The sequence below is a fragment of the Altericroceibacterium xinjiangense genome (genome assembly GCF_003958635.1).
GTDB lineage: Bacteria > Pseudomonadota > Alphaproteobacteria > Sphingomonadales > Sphingomonadaceae > Altericroceibacterium_A > Altericroceibacterium_A xinjiangense.
The window spans coordinates 92628-110982 of the sequence record NZ_RSEK01000006.1 but is presented as its reverse complement, the minus strand read 5'-3'; the positions used below and the strand labels follow the sequence as shown (position 1 = coordinate 110982).

Annotated in this window: 9 protein-coding genes; 1 reads left to right on the top strand and 8 read right to left on the bottom strand. The window is 65.3% G+C overall.

The genetic code is table 11. The features are described 5' to 3' along the window. Positions 1–74: 74 nt before the first annotated feature. A complete protein-coding gene (locus tag ELY13_RS08845) occupies positions 75–653 on the top strand; it encodes a YceI family protein (protein WP_126173545.1) in 579 nt (192 codons plus the stop codon). On the opposite strand, the gene ELY13_RS08840 is transcribed toward ELY13_RS08845, so the two are convergent. The 8 genes from ELY13_RS08840 to ELY13_RS08805 are packed head-to-tail and all read right to left on the bottom strand — an operon-like array spanning position 654 to position 18350. Beyond that, positions 654–1580, bottom strand: coding sequence for an XdhC family protein (locus ELY13_RS08840; RefSeq protein ID WP_126173544.1), 927 nt, complete (start codon positions 1578–1580; stop codon positions 654–656). Then, the gene (gene treY / locus ELY13_RS08835; RefSeq protein WP_126173543.1) at positions 1577–4045 is read right to left on the bottom strand and encodes a malto-oligosyltrehalose synthase; all 2469 of its coding nucleotides are present in this window, start codon (positions 4043–4045) and stop codon (positions 1577–1579) included. Before treY ends, ELY13_RS08840 begins: the two co-directional genes overlap by 4 nt. Further along, complete coding sequence (malQ, locus tag ELY13_RS08830; protein WP_126173542.1) at positions 4042–6045, bottom strand: 4-alpha-glucanotransferase; 2004 nt, start codon at positions 6043–6045, stop codon at positions 4042–4044. Before malQ ends, treY begins: the two co-directional genes overlap by 4 nt. Beyond that, a complete protein-coding gene (gene treZ / locus ELY13_RS08825; RefSeq protein ID WP_126173541.1) occupies positions 6042–7727 on the bottom strand; it encodes a malto-oligosyltrehalose trehalohydrolase in 1686 nt (561 codons plus the stop codon). The genes malQ and treZ overlap by 4 nt, the downstream gene beginning before the upstream one ends. Then, complete coding sequence (gene glgX / locus ELY13_RS08820) at positions 7727–9826, bottom strand: glycogen debranching protein GlgX (protein ID WP_126173540.1); 2100 nt, start codon at positions 9824–9826, stop codon at positions 7727–7729. Before glgX ends, treZ begins: the two co-directional genes overlap by 1 nt. A 6-nt stretch (positions 9827–9832) precedes the next feature. Next, complete coding sequence (gene glgB / locus ELY13_RS08815) at positions 9833–12025, bottom strand: 1,4-alpha-glucan branching protein GlgB (RefSeq protein WP_126173539.1); 2193 nt, start codon at positions 12023–12025, stop codon at positions 9833–9835. Further along, positions 12022–15258, bottom strand: a complete 3237-nt coding sequence (treS, locus tag ELY13_RS08810; RefSeq protein WP_206436020.1) for a maltose alpha-D-glucosyltransferase — start codon at positions 15256–15258, stop codon at positions 12022–12024. The genes glgB and treS overlap by 4 nt, the downstream gene beginning before the upstream one ends. Continuing rightward, a complete protein-coding gene (locus ELY13_RS08805) occupies positions 15255–18350 on the bottom strand; it encodes an alpha-1,4-glucan--maltose-1-phosphate maltosyltransferase (protein ID WP_126173538.1) in 3096 nt (1031 codons plus the stop codon). Before ELY13_RS08805 ends, treS begins: the two co-directional genes overlap by 4 nt. Positions 18351–18355: the final 5 nt, after the last annotated feature.

Here is an 18355-nt window from a genome sequence, read left to right as displayed (position 1 = left end):
GCCCGCAAGCCGGGTGCGATCGTCACCTGAGTGAGTGCGCGAAGCTGCCAATCCATTCCGATGAAGGACGCAAGATGAAATCCTATTCCCTGTTCACTCCGGCGCGGTTCGGCCTTGCCGGCTTGATGCTCGTGTCCGCCGCCGCCTATGCCGCTGCACCGGGCTGGACTCTCGATCCCGGCCAGAACCAGCTGACGTTCGAAGGCACCCAGGCGGGCGCGCCGTTCACCGGCAGGTTCGACACATGGGACGCGAACATCGTGTTCGACCCGCAGGCGCTGGACCAGAGCCGGGTCGCGGTGACGATCGACACGGCCAGTGCCGCCACCGGCGATCCGACGAAGGACGGCGCACTGCCGGAAGCAGACTGGTTCAACAGCGAACGCTATCCGCAGGCAACGTTCACCAGCACTGCCATCCGGGAGGTGTCTCCCGGCAACTATATCGCGGACGGCACCTTGTCGCTGAAAGGGCAGGATGTGCCGGTCAGCCTGCCGTTCACCGTCGCAATCGAGGGCAACCGCGCCGTTGCAAACGGATCGCTGACGTTCGACCGGACGCAGCTGGGGCTGGGTATGCAGGCGGACCCGGGGGCAAAATGGGTCGGACGCGACGTGGACCTGAAGTTCACGGCCGAAGCGACGAGGAAGTAATCACCCGGCGGGGTGCAACGCCTCGTATTCTCCGGCGATCTGGGCGAGGACGGAAAGCGCCAGCATCGCCGGCTCGCGGCTGTGCGGCGTTACCCCGATCGGGCTAAGAATTCGGGAAAGCTGATCGGGCGCGATCCCGTGGGAGGACAAGCGGGCCAGCCGCTCTTCCCGGGTGTGCCGCCCGCCTTGCGCGCCGATATAGAATGCCGGGGTGTCCAGCGCCCATTCCAAAATGGCTTGCTCCCACTCGTGGTCGTGGAACAGCAGCACGATCGCGGTCCAAGGATCCGCTGCGATCCCTTGAGGCCGCTGGCCCAGCGACACGTCTCGCGTGTGAGTCTCCGCTTCCAGCCCTGTCGCCGTCGACAGCGCAGCCAGCGCTTCCGGTTCAGGCCCTTCGCCAAACAGCTGCAAGCGAAGTGCCGGGATGAACCGACGTTCCCGCAGCAACGGAGCTTCGACCGGAAGGCGCAGGGCGGCAGGTTGACGGGTATCCAGTCGCTCGGCCACATCGCGGCACAAGGCGCGATCCGGTTCGGGGTCGATCAGAATGTCGAGCCCGCTGCCGCAGGGCAGGCGAAAATCGATCAGCGGGGAATTGCGCCCGAACCGCTTGACCGGACGGGTGCCTTCAGCCCGTGCCTCGGCGATTTCGGTTACCAGCTGGCGTTCCAGACAACCATCGGCCAGACTGCCGGTGACCGAACCGTCAGGATGAACCGCCAGCTGCGCGCCCATCCGGCGGGAGAAGCTGCCTTCCATCCCCACGATGGTGCACAGGCCGACTTCGGGTGCGCAGGCAGCACGCAAGGCTGCACGGTCATCCGCCCAGCGGATTGCCGTGGCTGTTCTGTCGATGGGCTGGCTCACGGGCGCGACGCTTACACCGGGCAAGCGGCCGCTGGCCAGCAGGAAGGTATCGTTCACGTCACCGCGATGCTGACGGGAGACTGGGCGAACAGGGTCGCGGCGTCCTGCCGGGCATTGTCGCCTCCGTCGGCAAAAGTGATGCAGGTGTCGCTCCACCACGCCGGCTCCGGCACCGAGCTTTCGCTACCAAGCAGCGCCGGCGCGCAGTGGACGGTCACCGCACAGCGCAGGATCCGACCCTGCGCTACCCGGCTGAAGGCCAGCGCGTTGTCCGCCCTCGGGCCCGCGATTTCGGCAGGAATGTACGTGCCGTCCGCGAACACGTCCGGGTGCTTCTGCCGCAGGGTCAGCAAATCGTGTATCAGCTGCAGCTTGGGATGGCTGCCGTCTCGCAGGGCCTGTTCGCGCAAGGCATAGTCCACCGGGCGGCGGTTATCGGGATCAACCAGACTGAAATCGACCATCTCGGTACCCTGGTAGGTATCCGGAACCCCCGGGACCGTGCAGCGCAGCGCAGCTTGCGCCAGACTGTTGGCGATCCGCGCGGCTTCGGTATGCTCGACGAAGGCAGTGACCTGGGTCAGGAACTCGCGGTGCCCGGGTTCGAACAAGCCCATCAGGAAGTCGCGGCAGCGGGTTTCATACTCAGTGTCCGGTTCCGCCCATGTGGAGCGGACCTTTGCCTCGCGCAGCGCCTTTTCCTGCCAGGCAGCTAGCCGTTCCGCATAGTCCCGCAGGCCTTCCCGATCATCGACACCCAACTCTTCCGGCCAGGCCCCGAACAAGGTCTGGTACAGCATGTAACGATCCGCCGCATCCACCCCGGAGTCGGCTCCGTTCGCCGCTCCGTCCCACTGGGTCACGCGCTGACGCCAGATTTCCGGGACCACGCTGAGGATCGCCAGCCGGGCGCGGACATCCTCTCCGCGCTTGTGATCGTGGGTCGCGGTGGCGAGCATCGAGTGGGGGAAATAGCGCGCGCGGTCCCGGCACCGTTCGTGAAACGCCTCCGGCGACATTGCGAACAGCCCCGGATCGAACCCGACGTTGTTGCGCGAAAGCAGCCGGCCGTAACGGTAGAATGCGGTGTCCTCCACCGCCTTGGCGGCAATCGGAGAGGACAACTGCTGGAACCGGCGCACCGCCTCGGCGGCAAGCGCGGCGTCGCCCCGACCTTCACCCGCAAGCCAGGTCAGTACGGCATCGGCAACGAAGGTCTCCCCTGGCGGAGTAAAGCGGCGCGCAGTCTTGCGGACTTTTTCCCGCACCGTGCGATCGGTATCGGGCGCGGCCTTGCCGGTGCCGTAAGTGCGGTACACCGGAAACACCCAGATCATGTGGGAAATTGCCCGGCGCAGCATGGCCGGGGTAAAGCCCTTCGTCTCCGGTGCCGAAAGCGCCAGAGCATGGAAGGCCTCCACGCATCCAGCCAGCTGCCCTTCGAACGCCCAGGACAGCATCTGCTGCCGGGCAAGCAGTTCCTCTTCCTCGAACGGCAGCGTGCGGCCCGAAAACTCCTCCCACAACGCGGTCAGCGGAGCTTCCCCGCCTCGGTCGTGCAGCAGGCCGGAGATGTCCTCCATGAAGTCATACCCGCTCGTCCCGTCGATCGACCAGTCGCGCGGCAGGCGCTCCTCGGGTCCGAGGATCTTTTCGACCACGATGTAGGCCGGACCCGCCGGAGTATCGGCCGGTCGTTCGATCGCGTCCATCCGCTGCCGCAACGTGCGGCAGTAGGCGGCGGGATCGGTCAGCCCGTCGACATGGTCGATCCGCAAGCCGTCGATCAGCCCTTCGCCATAGAGGCGGAAGTAAAGCGCGTGGCTTGCCTCGAATACCTCCGGATCCTCGATCCGCAGGCCAGCCAGTTCATTGACGGTGAAGAAGCGCCGCCAGTTGAGCTGGTCGTTCGCGGTACGCCACCAGCCGAGACGGTAGTTTTGCCGCTCGATCAGTCCCGCAAGCGCTGTCCCGTCACCCTCGGCAGGCAAGCTGGCGTGATCCTCCGGCCGGATCGGCAGGCGGTGTTCGCCATAAACCACCAGCTGCGGTTCCTTACCAGAGCGGTCGAGCGTGACCGCACCGTCTTCCAAGACGTCGTCGAGCGGGGAGCCGAGGATCGGCACCAGCGGTTTTTCGCGCCAATCGATATCGAAGAAGTTGGCGTAGCGGCTTGCCTCCCCGTGCTGGAGCACGTCGTTCCACCACGGGTTCTCACCCCCGCCAACGCCCATGTGGTTGGGCACGATGTCGATGATCAGACCCATGCCGCGCTGGCGCAGCGCGGCGACCAGACTGCGCAAGCCTTCTTCCCCGCCCAGTTCCGGGTTCACCCGCGTCGGGTCGGTGACATCGTAGCCATGGGTCGACCCGGACCGGGCAGTGGTAATCGGCGAAGCGTAGATGTGGCTGATGCCGAGCGCTTCGAGATAAGGCACGATTTCTTCCGCACGAGCGAAGGGGAAATCGCGGTTGAACTGGAGGCGGTACGTCGCGCCCGGGATGTTCGCAGGCTTTGTCATTGCGGCTTCTGCCTTCTAGGGCGGCTGTCGGTCAGGCGTTCGAGCCGCCGGGCCACGTTCGGTCGGGCGATCAGGTCGCTCGTCGACTCCGGCATTCGGCGGCGCCAGTTGGGATGCTGGTCCGTCGTGCCGGGGAGATTGGGTTGCTCGGCAAGCCCCACGACATCTTCCAGCGGCACGATTGCCAGCTCGCTCGGCGTGCGGCCGAGATGGACCAGCGCGGCATCGGCAACAGGATCGGTGTTGTCTGGAGCGGGACGATCTCCTTCCGCCGCGCCGGATACGGTGAAGGCGTGCCACAGCTGGCCGCGCTCCCAATCCCGCCGGCTGCGCTCCTCGCCCGCGTTCTCTTCGCTCGTGCGGCCGAGCTTGCGGTTCCAGTCCAGATCATGGCCGCTCCACCACCCGGCGACCGTGGGTAAGTCATGGGTGCTGGTGAGCGCGACAGCCTGCCGATCCCATTGTGAGGGAGGGCGGAAATCGCCATCGTCTTTCCGCTCAAACCACAGGACCCGCATCCCCAGTAGGTCGCGCGCCTCCAGTTGCGGGCGCAAACCCTGCGGAACGGTGCCAAGATCTTCGCCGATCACGATAGCCCGGGCGCGATGGGATTCGATCGCCAGCACGCGCAGCATGTCCTGCAGCGGATAGGTCAGATACGCCCCTTCGGAAGAAGGGCATCCGTGCGGGATTACCCACAAGCGGCTAAGCCCCAGCGCATGATCGATCCGGATCCCGCCTGCGTGGTCCAGCGCGGCACGCAAGGTGGCGATGAACGGTTTGAAGCCGGTGCGGCGCAAGGCGGAGGGGGAAAATCCGGTGATCCCCCAGTCCTGTCCTTCCGGCCCCAGCGGATCGGGCGGTGCGCCGATGGAAAGCCCGTTCAGCAAGTCGCCAGGGCGGCTCCATCCGTGGCTTCCGCCGCTGTCCATCCCGACTGCGAGGTCGGAGATCAGGCCGACTGCCATCCCCGCGTCGGTTGCGGCGCGCTGGGCAGCATCCAGGCTGGTCTTGGCCAGCCACTGCGCGAACAGGAAGAAATCGACCTCCTCGCGGTGCTCGGCCGCGAAGCGAGCAACCGCCTCGCCGGCAGGATCGTGATATTCCTCCGGCCAGCCTTGCCAGCCGTTGGCCCCGGTATCGAGGAAATGCGCGTGAAGCGCGTCGAAGATCGCGTGACGCTCCAGTTCGGTCCCGCCTTCTTTCGCGTAGGCGGCAACGGCCTGCCGCACGCCGTCGCTACGGGCCGCAAAGGCCTTGCGCAGGGCGGCGAGCCGGGCGGGGATCGCGTTTTCCCAGTCGATCAGGTCCGGCCCGGCATCCTCGTTCAGCGGATGGCCGACCAGCGCGGGATCGCCGAACAGGATGTTGAGAAACAACCGGCTGGACGGGGCATAAGGGCTGAACCGCGCCGCGTTGGCGGGGAACAGGGCATGGGTCGGGCTGATTGCCAGGGCGTCGGCCCCGGTCGCTGCAAATCCGCGTACCGCTTCCGCAAGGGAGCCAAAGTCTCCGAACGCCCGCGGCTCCGATCCGCGCAGCGAAGGAACCTGGGCCGCAGTGCCCCAAAGCTTTCGGCCGGGGGCGGCATCGGACACCCCAAAGCACCGGGCCGGTGCGATCGCGAGCTGGTATTCGCAGCCGCCGACGGTCAGGCTGTGATAGCCTGGCGTGCCGATCCCGGCCACGCGAAGGCCGTGTTCCGTGCGTTCGAGGGTGAGCGACTGGCGGGAGCCGTCTTCCAGCACCAGTTCCGCCTGGTCCGTTCCACCTGTTTCCGGGACCGTCAGCGGATCGCCGCAATCAGCGGAAAAGAAAGTTTCGGGCGCACGGCACCGCTCGAGACTGTCCGCGATCTCCTGATCGTCGTCCGCCGGATAGCCGAGCGCATTCAGCACGCGGCGCAGGGAATCGTCGGACACGCGCTGGGGTTTGCCCGCCGCGTCCTGCCAGTCGATCTGCAGCCCGGCTTCCCGGGCAAGACGATGGAGCGCGCTCATAGTGATAGCCTCGCGGTGAAACTGCCCGGTTCGCCGGCTTCACCAAGAGCGAACAGGCATTCGCCTTCCTCAGGGAAGGATACGCCGGTTTCGCCCAGGTTGATGGCGAGGATCAGCCGCGCGCCGTCATGCATTACCCAGCGCGCTACGACGGCGCCGGTCCCGAGAACCTCCGCACCCATTCCGCGGGTTTCCTCCAGGCGAGGCATGATGTGCTGGTGCCGCAAGGCAATCAACTGGCTGTAGAACGCGCGCCACTCCTCGGCGTCAGGACCGGGGCGGGGCACGGACGTGTCGAATGTTTCCTGATCGTTCGGGTCCGGAATGCCCTTGCGTGTTTCCGGATCGGAGAAGGCCGCGAACTTCGCAAATTCCTTGCGCCGCCCTTCGCGCACCGCATCAGCCAGTTCATCGTGAAAATCGGTGAAGAACAGGAAGGGAGAGCGGCTGCCGCTTTCCTCCCCCATGAACAGGAGCGGGATCTGCGGCATCAGCAGCAGCAGGGCGGTGGCTGCGCGCAGTTTGTCCCGGTCCGCAAGCCGGATCAGCCGTTCCCCCAGCGCCCGGTTACCGACTTGATCGTGGTTCTGCAGGAAGGAGACGAAGCGGGTCGCGGGCAAGTGCCCGCTCGGCTTCCCGCGCCCTTCCTCACCCTGATGGATGAAGCCTTCGGAAAGACAACGAGCGAGCTTTTCGGTCGGGTTCTCGACGAAGGCCTCGTAGTACCCTTCGCTCTCGCCGGTCAGCAGGACGTGCAGGACGTTGTGAAAGTCGTCGTTCCACTGCGCATCGTATAATCCGGGGCGGAGCCGTTCGGGATCGTTGTGCTCGTTCTCCAGGACGAGGTGAACGTGGCGACCGGGCAGGGCCTCGCGGATTTCCTGAGCCATCGCATCGAGGAAGGCATCATCCGCAATCGCGTGAACGGCATCGAACCGCAGCCCGTCGAGACGATATTCCTGCAGCCACATCCGCGCGTTGTCGATGAAGAACCGCTTCACCGGCTCCCGCGACACGGCAACCGCGCTGCCCCACGGAGTGTCCGAATGCTGATCGAAGAACGAGGAAGCATAGGCGCCGAGGTAATTCCCCTCCGGCCCAAAGTGGTTGTAGACCACGTCCAGGAACACCATCAGTCCAAGATCGTGCGCCCGGTCGACCAAGGCCTTGAGATCGTCCGGCGAACCGTAGCTTTCGTGCACCGCATAGGGCAGCACCCCGTCATAGCCCCAGCCGCGCGTTCCGGCGAAGGCAGCGACGGGCATCAGCTCGATCGCGGTGACGCCAAGCTGGGCAAGCTGCGGCAAGTGCTCCGCCACTCCGGAAAAACCGCCAAGCACCCCGGGATGCACTTCCTGGATCACCGCCTCTGTCCAGGGGCGGCCCGACCATTCCTGCATGCGCCATTCGTAGGCGAAAGGATCGCTGAGCACGCTCCAGCCATGGACCCCGCCCGACTGCGCCCGGGATGCGGGATCGGCCACGGCGAGATCGTCGCTGATGCGAAAGCGGTAGCGGTCGCCTGTCCGGGCAGGCGCTTCGGCGGTGAACCAGCCATCCGCTGATCGCTGCATCGGCAGCGCGTCGCGCCCGTCGATCTCCAGCGCGACAGAATCCTTGTCTGGCGCCCACAGCGCAAAGCGCACGCGGTCACCCCCGAGAAACTGCGGTCCCCACTGCATCAGTCCACCCGTCCCGTGCCGACGACCAGCACTGCGGAATGGGATTGGACTTCGATATCGGTACCCACGTCGCGCTCCGGCGCGCAGGGGTCCGCACTGTCGATCACCAGCTTGCGTTCCAGCGCCGGAGGGGGGAGCGCGAACGTCAGCGGCTTGTCCGATCCGTTCATCAACATCGAGACGACTTCGAGTGCGCCGTCCTCCCTGCGCCGTACCCGCCGCATCAGCAGCGCACGGCCTGCCGAGTTGTGCCAGTCGGCTTCGGCCAGATGCTCTCCGCGTTCATCGAACCAGTCGATGTCGCGGATGCCGGGCGCGACTTCCACTTCTCCGTGCAGGAAGTGATTGGCGCGCAGCAGGGGATAGTTTCGGCGTACTTCGGTCAGCCGCCGGACGAAGTCCGTCAACGCCTGGCCGCGCTTGCTTTCCAGTGCTTCCCAGTCGAACCAGCTGATCTCGTTGTCCTGGGAATAGGCGTTGTTGTTGCCGTTCTGGGTACGGCCGAATTCATCGCCGCCCAGCAACATCGGCGTGCCGAGCGATCCGAACAAGGTGGTCAGCATGGACCGCATCATCCGGTCACGCATCGTCTGGATACGAGCGTTCTCGGTCGGTCCTTCCTCTCCCCAGTTGCGGGAGAAGTTTTCCGAGTGGCCATCGCGATTGTTTTCGCCATTCGCCTCGTTGTGCTTCTGTTCGTAGCTGACGATGTCGTTCAGCGTGAAGCCGTCATGCGCAGTGACGAAGTTGACGCTGGCCCACGGGCGGCGAGCCCGGCGGTCGAACAAGTCGGCCGAACCGGAGATTCGAGCCGCGAACTCCGGCCGCATTCCGCCGTCCCCGCGCCAGAAGCGGCGGGTAGCGTCGCGGAACTTGTCGTTCCATTCGGCAAATCCAGGTGGGTGGTTGCCGAGCTGGTATCCTCCGGGGCCGATATCCCACGGCTCCGAAATCAGCTTCAGCTGGTTCAGCACCGGATCCTGCCGCAAAACGTCGAAAAAGCCGGAACGCGGATCAAACCCGTTGTTCCCGTCCCGCCCCAGGGTAACCCCGAGATCGAAGCGGAAGCCGTCCACGTGATAGCTTTCAGCCCAATAACGCAGCGAATCCGCTACCATCTGCAGGACGCGCGGATGGCTGAGATCCAGCGTGTTACCCGTGCCGGTGTCGTTGACGCAGTAGCGCGGCTGGCCCTCCACAAGACGGTAGTAGGTGGCGTTGTCCAGCCCGCGGAAGTTGAACGTGGGCCCAAGTTCGCTGCCTTCGGCCGTGTGGTTGTAGACCACGTCCAGAATCACCTCGATCCCTGCTGCGTGCAGGCGGCGGATGGCGATCCGCAGTTCGTCGCCCGTGGTTCCTGCCATGTAGCGCGGCTCGGGCGCGAAAAACGCCAGCGAGTTGTAGCCCCAGTAGTTGGTGCGCCCCTTTTCCTGAAGCCAGCGATCCTGCACGAAGGCATGGATCGGCAGCAGTTCCAGCGTGGTGACGCCGATCCGGTGCAGGTGATCGATCACCCGCGGATGGGCGAGCGCGGCGAATGTTCCGCGTTCTGACACGGGGACTTCTTCCAGCAGCTTGGTCAGGCCCTTGACGTGGGCTTCGTAGATCACGGTTTCGGTCCATGGAATGCGCGGGCGCACATCGCCCGTCCAGTCGAAACCGTTGGCCGTGACGATACCCTTGGGCATCGCGTGGGCGCTGTCGCGCCGGTCCATGCTCAGGTCCTTGCGCCTGGACCGCAGGTTGTAGCCGTAAAGCGCATCGGTCCAGCGCACCTCACCCGCCACCCGGCGGGCATAAGGGTCCAGCAGGAGCTTGTACGGGTTGAAGCGGTGGCCGTTTTCCGGCTCATACCGTCCGTGGGCGCGGAAGCCGTAGAGCAGCCCCGGCGTGGCTTCCGGCAGGTAGCCGTGCCAGACCTCGTCCGTCCATTCCGGCAGTTCCAGCCGGGCGATCTCCTTGCGTCCGCTCGGATCGAACAAGCACAAGTCGATCCGGTCCGCGTTCGCGGAAAAGACGGCGAAGTTGACGCCCAGCCCATCGAAGGTGGCGCCGAGCGGATAGGGGTGACCAGGCTCAAGCCGGTCGGGGACTCTCATCACGCGTCAATCTTTCTCATGGCGCAGGATCACTGCGGCAAGCGGGGGAAGGGTGAGTTCGGCGGAATGAGGCTGGCCGTTCCAGCCGACCCCGTTCGCGTCGATCGTGCCGCCGTTTCCAAGGTTCGATCCGCCGTAGATCCCGGCGTCGCTGTTCAGCACTTCCCGCCACGTGCCGCCCTTGGGCAGGCCGACGCGGTATCCGTGCCGCGGCGTCGGCGTCATGTTCAGCGCGACCGCGATCGGCGGGCCGTCGCCGCCATGACGGGCGAAGGCAAACACGCTGTTCTCGGCATCATCCGACACCAGCCAGTGGAAGCCGCCGGGTTCGGTATCCAGCGCGTGGAGCGCAGGTTCCGAGGCGTAGAGGCGGTTGAGATCGCGCAGCAGCACCTGAACCGAAGCGTGCTGCGGATCGTCCAGCAAGTCCCACGGGATCGGCGCGTCGTGGTTCCATTCGGTTTTCATTCCGAGTTCGCAACCCATGAACAGCAGCTTCTTGCCCGGATGAGTCCACATGAACGCCAGGTAAGCCCGCAAGTTGGCGAATTTCTGCCAGCGGTCCCCCGGCATCTTCGCCCACATCGATCCCTTCCCATGAACGACCTCGTCATGGCTGATCGGCAGGAAGTACTTTTCCGAATAGGCATAGACCATCGGGAAGGTCAGGTCCCCCTGATGCCACTTGCGGTACATCGGATCGCGTTCGATGTACTGGAGCGTGTCGTGCATCCAGCCCATGTTCCACTTGTAGTCGAAACCAAGCCCCCCTTGGGAAACCGGTGCCGTCACTCCGGGCCAGGCCGTCGATTCCTCTGCGATCGTCATTGCCCCGGGGCAGCGTTCCGGCACGATCGAGTTGAGGTGCTTCAGGAAGGCAACCGATTCGAGGTTCTCCCGCCCGCCATGGACGTTAGGCACCCATTCGCCTGCGTTGCGGCTGTAGTCGCGGTAGAGCATGGAGGCGACCGCATCGACGCGCAGTCCGTCGATGTGGAAGGTTTCCAGCCACCAAATCGCCGAGGCCAGCAGGAACCCGGATACCTCGTTGCGTCCGAGGTTGTAGATCAGGGTGTTCCAGTCCTGATGGAACCCCTCGCGCGGGTCGGCATGCTCGTAGAGCGGAGTGCCGTCGAACTGGGCCAGCCCGTGTGCGTCGGTCGGGAAGTGAGCCGGAACCCAGTCCAGGATCACGCCGATCCCGGCCCGGTGGCACGCATCGACGAACGCAGCGAAGTCTTCCGGGCGCCCAAACCGCGACGAAGGCGCAAACTGGCCGAGCGGCTGGTAGCCCCACGATCCGCCGAACGGGTGCTCCATGATCGGCAGCAGCTCGATATGGGTAAAGCCCATGTCGGCGGCATAGGGGATCAGCTTGTCGCTCAACCCCCGCCAATCGAGCGTCTGGTCGCCGCCGCCTTCGGGCTTCATCCACGATCCGGCGTGAACTTCATAGACGCTGATCGGCGCTTGCGGCGCGTGGCGCTGGGCGCGTTCGGCCATCCAGTCATCGTCGGTCCAGCGGTACTCGGCCGGGGCCGCGACGATCGAGGCGGTCGCGGGTGCGCGCTCCGTCTGGCGCGCAACCGGGTCCGCCTTCTGGACAATCCCCCCGTCCGCGCCCGCAATTTCGAACTTGTAGCGCGTTCCGGGGCCAAGCCGGGGAATGAATAACTCCCACATCCCCGCTGAGTGGCGCACCCGCATTGGGTGGCGGCGCCCATCCCAGTTGTTGAAATCCCCCACCACCGAAACGCGCCGGGCGTTCGGGGCCCAGACGGAAAACGCGACGCCCGAAACTCCGTCCATCGTGCGGGGCTGCGCGCCGAAGACATTGGCGAGTTCGAAATGCCGTCCCTGAGAAAACAGGTGCAGGTCGAAATCGGACAGGACCAGCCCGAAGGAATAGGGATCCTCCGTTTCCTGCACCGTGCCGCCGGGCCAGGTGATCCGCAGCAGGTAGGCGCGGTCTTCGCTCAATTTACCGCTGAAGACCCCGGAAGCGATCTCCTCCATCTTCCCCAGCGACTGCCCGCCGTCCCGCGCAGCCAGTTCGACGCTTTCGGCGCCGGGCTGGAAAGAGCGGACGATCCGGCCGCTCTCGTCCCCATGCGGGCCGAGATAGGCGAAGGGATCGTCCAGCCGGCCTTGCAGCATGGCTGAGGCTGCTGCCCCTAGCGCGTTGTCGTGTGCGGTCATTCGGTATCTCCGGCAAGCAGGTTACGGGCTGCGCGGGCCAGTCCGGCCGCCGGCACGCCGATCCAGTCGGGCCGGTTGGCGGCCTCATAGGACACTTCGTAGGCAGCCTTCTCAAGGATGAAGAGGTCGAGCAGCGGATCGGGTGCGCCCTCTCGGCAATATCCGCGCAGGAACGCGTCGGTCGCGCTGCTGCGGAACAGGGAGGCCCGCTCGTGCGCCTGTGCTTCCCATGTGTCCGACCCGGCGGGACGAGCGCGTTCCGCCATCCCGGCCGCGTAGTCGAACGATCGGACCATCCCGGCGACATCGCGCGCCGCCAGGTCTTTCGCGCGCCGTTCCTCCAGGGGGCGGGTGGGCTCGCCTTCGAAGTCGATGATCATCACGTCGCTGCCGGTGACGAGCACCTGGCCCAGGTGCAGGTCGCCGTGGATCCGGGTGCGGCTGCGTCCTTCCGCCCGGCGCGCGGCTTCTCCGATGCGCTGGATCAGGGCGTCGCGGTTGTCGATCACGAACCGCGCTTCCTCGCCCGCGTCGCCTTCAAGGTCGGCACTCCGCAGCCGTTCGATTGCCTTGTCCACTTCGCCCTTCACTCGGCCGCCAAGCTTGTCGGCTTCGCCAAGGTCCATGGTTTCCGGCGCGAATGCTGGATCGTCCGTCTGGCGGGCCAGCACCTCGTGCATCTCGGCCAGGCGCCGTCCGAGGTTTTCGGCAAAGTTCTCGTAATTGGAGAAGGTCCAGTCGGTGTCGCTGGCCAGCCGTTCCAGCGCGCCGAGTGTCCATTGCCAGCCGTCGCCCTGGTTGTAGACGAAGGCCTGCGCGATGATCAGCAAGGTCTCCTGCCCACGCTCAACCCGCTTTACGGTGCCGAGGATCGGCGGCACGTTGGCGAAACCGTTGGCGGCGAGATAGCGAACCATCTCGGCGTCGGGATGGATCCCGGGCGCCAGCTTGCGCAGCAGCTTGAGCACGGCCGCGCGGCCGAGGATCATCGTGCTGTTCGATTGCTCGGCAGCGATCCATTCCGGCTCGGCATCGGGCGCAAGGTCGAAAGCGTCCGTTGCTTCGAATCGCAGTTCGCCGCCATCGCTCGGCACCGTCAGCCCGCCTTCCATCCCGGTAAGGACGGAGCGCGCAAACGGAGCCAGCGCAAACCCATCGGTCAGCAACCCGACGTAGCGGTCCCGCCGTACACGGGCGATGGCAAGATTGGATGCGAAAGGACCGTTGGCCGCACCCTCCCACGCGATGCCCAGCGGCAGGGCATAGGTCGCGGTGCCGCTTTTCGTGGTCACCGCGATTTCGGACAGGAGCAAGTCCTCGGTCGCGGGCATCGCGGTGGTCCGCAGCAGCTCCACGTTGGAGATCCTCTCATCCTTCGCGCCGAACCAGCGGCGGTAGGGAAGGTATTCGGGAAGGATGTCGTGCTCGAGAGCGTGCCGGTTGCCCGGGCGGGTCACGTCGGACAAGTTCGGGCGCAGCACGAAAGTATGCCGCTCAACTTCCACTCCGGGGGCGGCCGTGGCCCACTCGGGTGCCTCGGCGCTGCCGCCCAGCTCGAACCACAGAAAGCCATACGGGGGAAGAGTCAGCAGGTAAGGCAGCTGGCCGATCGAGGGGAAGGGCGTGCCGCCGGAAAGCTCCACCGGAGTGCAGCCTTCGAACTCGTGCAGGTCCAGCTCGACAGCTTGCGCCGTGCGGCTGAGGTTGGCGACGCACAGGATCGTTTCATCCCGGTGCTGGCGCAAGTAGGCCAGGATACGGCGGTTCGCCGGGCGCAGGAACGTCTGCGTGCCACGACCGAAGGCGTTATGCTCCTTGCGCACGGCCAGCATCCGCTTGATCCAGTTGAGCAGTGAGTGCCGGTCCCGCTCCTGTGCCTCGACGTTGACCGCTTCATAGCCATAGAGCGGGTCCTGGATCGGGGGCAGGGTAAGGGAAGCCGGATCGGCCCGGGAAAACCCGCCGTTGCGATCCGGGGACCACTGCATCGGCGTGCGCACACCGTCCCGGTCGCCCAGGAAGATGTTGTCCCCCATTCCCAGCTCGTCGCCGTAATACAGCACGGGAGTGCCGGGCATCGACAGCAGCAGGGCATTCATCAGTTCGATCCGGCGGCGGTCCCGCTCCATCAGCGGAGCGAGGCGGCGGCGAATACCGAGATTGATCCGCGCGCGCCGGTCGGCAGCATAGGTGTTCCAGAGGTAGTCGCGCTCCGAGTCCGTGACCATTTCCAGCGTCAGCTCGTCATGGTTGCGCAGGAAGATCGCCCACTGGGCGTCTTCCGGAATGTCCGGAGTCTGGCGCATGATGTCGGTGATCGGGAAGCGGTCTTCCTGCGCCACCGCCATGTACATCCGCGGCATCAGCGGGAAGTGGAACGCCATTTGGCATTCGTCCGTGCGCCCGTCCTTCTCACCGAAGTACTGCTGGGTTTCCTCCGGCCACATGTTCGCTTCGGCAAGCAGCATCCGGCCCGGGTAATGCGCGTCGAGATCGCTGCGGATCTTCTTCAGGACCTGGTGCGTCTCGGGCAGGTTCTCGTTGGTCGTGCCGTCCCGCTCAATCAAATAGGGGATCGCGTCCAGCCGCAGGCCGTCGATCCCGGCGTCCAGCCAGAAGTGCATGACCGACAGCACTTCTTCCAGGACCTTCGGATTGTCGAAGTTCAGGTCCGGCTGGTGCGAATAGAACCGGTGCCAGAAATAGGCCTGGGCTTCCTCATCCCAGGTCCAGTTCGACTTTTCCGTGTCGCAGAAGATGATCCGCGTGCCGGAATAGAGCTTGTCGTTGTCAGACCAGACATACATCTCCCGCTCCGGGCTGCCCGGCGGTGCCTTGCGGGCAGCCTGGAACCACGGGTGCTCGTCCGAAGTGTGGTTGATCACCAGTTCGGTAATCACGCGGAGGCCGCGTTCATGCGCTGCGTCGATAAACGCGCGCACGTCCTCCATCGTACCGTAATCCGGGCTGATGTCGCTGTATTCGGCGATATCGTACCCGTCATCCCGGCGCGGGGAGGGGTAGAACGGCAGCAGCCACAGCGCAGTCACGCCCAGATCGGCGATGTAGTCCAGCTTCTGCATCAGGCCTTTGAAATCGCCGATCCCGTCATTGTTGGAATCGAAGAACGACTTCACGTGCAGCTGGTAGATAACGGCGTCCTTGTACCACAACGGGTCGTCGGCATCGCTGATCGTAGCGGAAGCGGAATTGGGGCGGGGCATCTCGTTCATGCGGCACCTCCCGGAACGCTGAGGCGCCAGATGCGGTACGGCTCATCAGGGGCAAGGCGAATGTGCTGGGCCTTGCCGCTCCATTCGAAGCGATGCCCATGCGCCAGGTCTTCCACCGCGACGGTCCCGTTATCCTCGACGCCGAATTCCCACAGAGGGATCTCGAAATCGCATTCGTGCGCGTTGTGCGGATCGAGGTTGACCATCACCATGATCATTTCCTTCCCGTCGGGAGAAGGCTTGCCGTACCAGAGGATATTGTCGTCATAAGCGGGGTAGAACCGGGTGTTGAGGTGCGTCTGCAGCGCAGGATGCGCGCGGCGCAGGCGGTTGAGCAGGGTCACGTCGTCGACGATGTCGCCGGGCGTGCGCAGCGGGCGGGGGCGGATCTCGAACTTCTCGGAATCGAGGTATTCTTCCTTGCCGGGGCCAAGCGGCTCGAACTCGCACAGCTCGAAGCCGGAATAGACGCCCCACAAGCCTGAAAGCGTCGCGGCCAGCACGGCGCGGATGCGAAAGCCCGGACGGCCGGAGGTCTGGAGATAGAGCGGGTTGATGTCCGGCGTGTTGACGAAGAAGTTCGGGCGATAGAACTCCTTGGGCGCGGTAGTGGTGAGCTCGGTGATGTACTCCATCAGCTCATCCTTCCGGTCGCGCCAGGTGAAGTAGGTGTAGCTTTGGGAAAAGCCGATCTTGGCCAGCCGATACATCATCGTGGGCCGGGTGAAGGCTTCCGACAGGAAGATGACCTCCGGATGCCGTGCACGGACTTCCGCGATCATCCACTCCCAGAACGGCAGCGGCTTCGTGTGCGGGTTATCGACCCGGAACGTCTTCACCCCGTGGTCCACCCACAGCAGGACCACGTCGCGCAAGGCTTCCCACAGTCCCGGCACCGCGTCGGGACCGTAGAAATCGACGTTGACGATATCCTGATATTTCTTCGGCGGGTTTTCGGCGTACTTCATGCTGCCGTCCGGACGCCAGGCGAACCAGCCTGGATGCTCATTCAGCCATGGGTGATCGGGCGCAGCCTGGATTGCGAAGTCGAGCGCGATTTCCAGCCCGTGTTCGGCCGCGGCCTCCACCAGCCGCCCGAAATCCTCGAACGTGCCCAGTTCCGGGTGGATCGCGTCATGCCCCCCGTCCTTGCTGCCGATGGCGTAGGGGCTGCCGGGATCGTCCGGGCCGGGGGTCAGCGTATTGTTCGGCCCCTTGCGGTTGATCTTGCCGATCGGATGGATCGGCGGAAAATACAGCGTGTCGAAACCCATATCCCGCACGTGCGGGAGGATGCCCATCACATCGGCAAAGGTGCCGTGGCGCGCCTTGTCTTCGGTGATGGAGCGGGGGAACAGCTCATACCAGCTGGAGAAGCGCGCCTCGACCCGCTCGGCATCCACCAGTTGACGCGGAGAGACGAGCGCATGCCGCCGGTCGTCCGCATCGGCCATCAATCTGGCGAGGCTCTCATCCAATAGCAGCCGGGCGCAGTCCTCTCCCTCAGCTTTTGTCAGCTGGTTCAGGTAGTCTTCCAGTGCGCCGCGCAGCTGCCCCTGTGCCCGGCCAGCTGCTTCCTGCACCAGCGCGCGTCCTTCGGCATGGTCTACATCCTGCGCGACCTTGGCGTCCCACTTCTTGGCGAAATCCCGCTGGAAGCCGCCGAAGCGGTCGAGCCAGCCTTCGACGACGAATTCGTGCCGGCCCATCCGTTCCACCGGAAATTCCGCGCGCCAGCGGTCGTTCGGCAGCTGGGTCATTCGGGCGGAGGACCACTGGTCCTCGTTCACCGGACGCCAGCGCAGTTCCGCCGCGAGCTGTTCATGCCCGTCGGCAAACACCGTCGCCTCGACCGTAACTGTTTCGCCGACCACGCGCTTGATCGGAAAATCGCCGCCTTCGACGCTGGGAGAAATATCCTCGATCACCAGCCGGGGCAGATCGCGGAAGGACCCGTGCGACAAGGGACGGTGCGTGACGGGTTGGCTGCGGGTGACCTTGAGCAGGCGAACTTCTCCGGGCTGAAGCGGCGCGGATGCATCGCGCGCTGGGGTAAGCGGCTGCGGATCGCCGAATGCGCCCGCGGCGGATGAAAGATCGGACGGGCCGGGAACCGGCTGGGCCTGCGATCCCTGGTTGATCATCACGATCAGCGCATGTTCGGCGCTGCGCAGATCGGCATCGTTCGGACGCAGCAGAACGGTGACCGGCGCGGAACTGGCGGACAGGCGCACCAGCGGGCCGGAGTAGTCCTGCGCTTCGGAAGCACCGGACGCCGCGCGCGCTGCATCGTCCCTGATGGCGTCGCTGGACAGGAACTCGATCGGGGCAATCACGCCGGAACAAACGGCAGAGGCTGCCGCGAGCCGGGTACGAGCGCCTTCGCCCGACGACTGGTCGCCGCGAATTTCGCCCAGCACAGGTCCGCAGCCGCGCAGGTCGTCCAGTTCATCAAGGAACCAGGGCGCACGAAGGTCCCACCATGCGAACGAGGAGACGAGAAAATCCACCCCTGCATCGGTCAGCGCGCCCGCCAGCGTGCGGTCTTCGCCGAGCGGCCCGGCGATGAACAGCAGGTTCGCTTCCTGGCTGCGCGCTTGCGCGATCAGCGGCTTCAGCAGCTCGGGCGCGATTCGTTCCGCGCCGACGATGCGGAACCCGCGCACGCCGCGGCCCACCAGCGCGTGCAGCCGTTCGCCAAGCGGGCCGGCAAGCACGTCGGCATGGCGGTCGGTGCGCAACCGCGCGATCGCCTCGCCCGCTGCCGGCATGTCCTTGCGCGGATCGATCGGCACGGGTCCTTGAGCGGAGCGGCGGATCGCGAATGCGTCCGGATCAGACTGCACCAGCGGATGGTCGACCGGAAACCGCGTAAGGTCGACCTCGGCGATCAGCGTCAGTTCGGCCGCGCGACATCGCTGGGCCAGAGCCGCAAGGTCTCGCCCTTCCTCTTCCGAAAGCCAGGAAGGAACGGGGCACTGCAGGCCGTCGAACCCGGCCTCTCTGGCTTGGCGCAGGGCCTTGTCACTCAGCTGCGGATCGTCTGAGCCCGAAAAGCGGGCAGAGAGGATGCGGACGGCAGAATTAGTCAAGGCGA

Excerpts from the sequence above, each read along its gene's own strand:
- ELY13_RS08845 (WP_126173545.1), top strand. The coding sequence starts at position 75 with ATGAAATCCTATTCCCTGTTCACTCCGGCGCGGTTCGGCCTTGCCGGC.
- treY (WP_126173543.1), bottom strand. The coding sequence starts at position 4,045 with ATGACAAAGCCTGCGAACATCCCGGGCGCGACGTACCGCCTCCAGTTC.
- malQ (WP_126173542.1), bottom strand. The coding sequence starts at position 6,045 with ATGAGCGCGCTCCATCGTCTTGCCCGGGAAGCCGGGCTGCAGATCGAC.
- treZ (WP_126173541.1), bottom strand. The coding sequence starts at position 7,727 with ATGCAGTGGGGACCGCAGTTTCTCGGGGGTGACCGCGTGCGCTTTGCG.
- glgX (WP_126173540.1), bottom strand. The coding sequence starts at position 9,826 with ATGAGAGTCCCCGACCGGCTTGAGCCTGGTCACCCCTATCCGCTCGGC.
- glgB (WP_126173539.1), bottom strand. The coding sequence starts at position 12,025 with ATGACCGCACACGACAACGCGCTAGGGGCAGCAGCCTCAGCCATGCTG.
- treS (WP_206436020.1), bottom strand. The coding sequence starts at position 15,258 with ATGAACGAGATGCCCCGCCCCAATTCCGCTTCCGCTACGATCAGCGAT.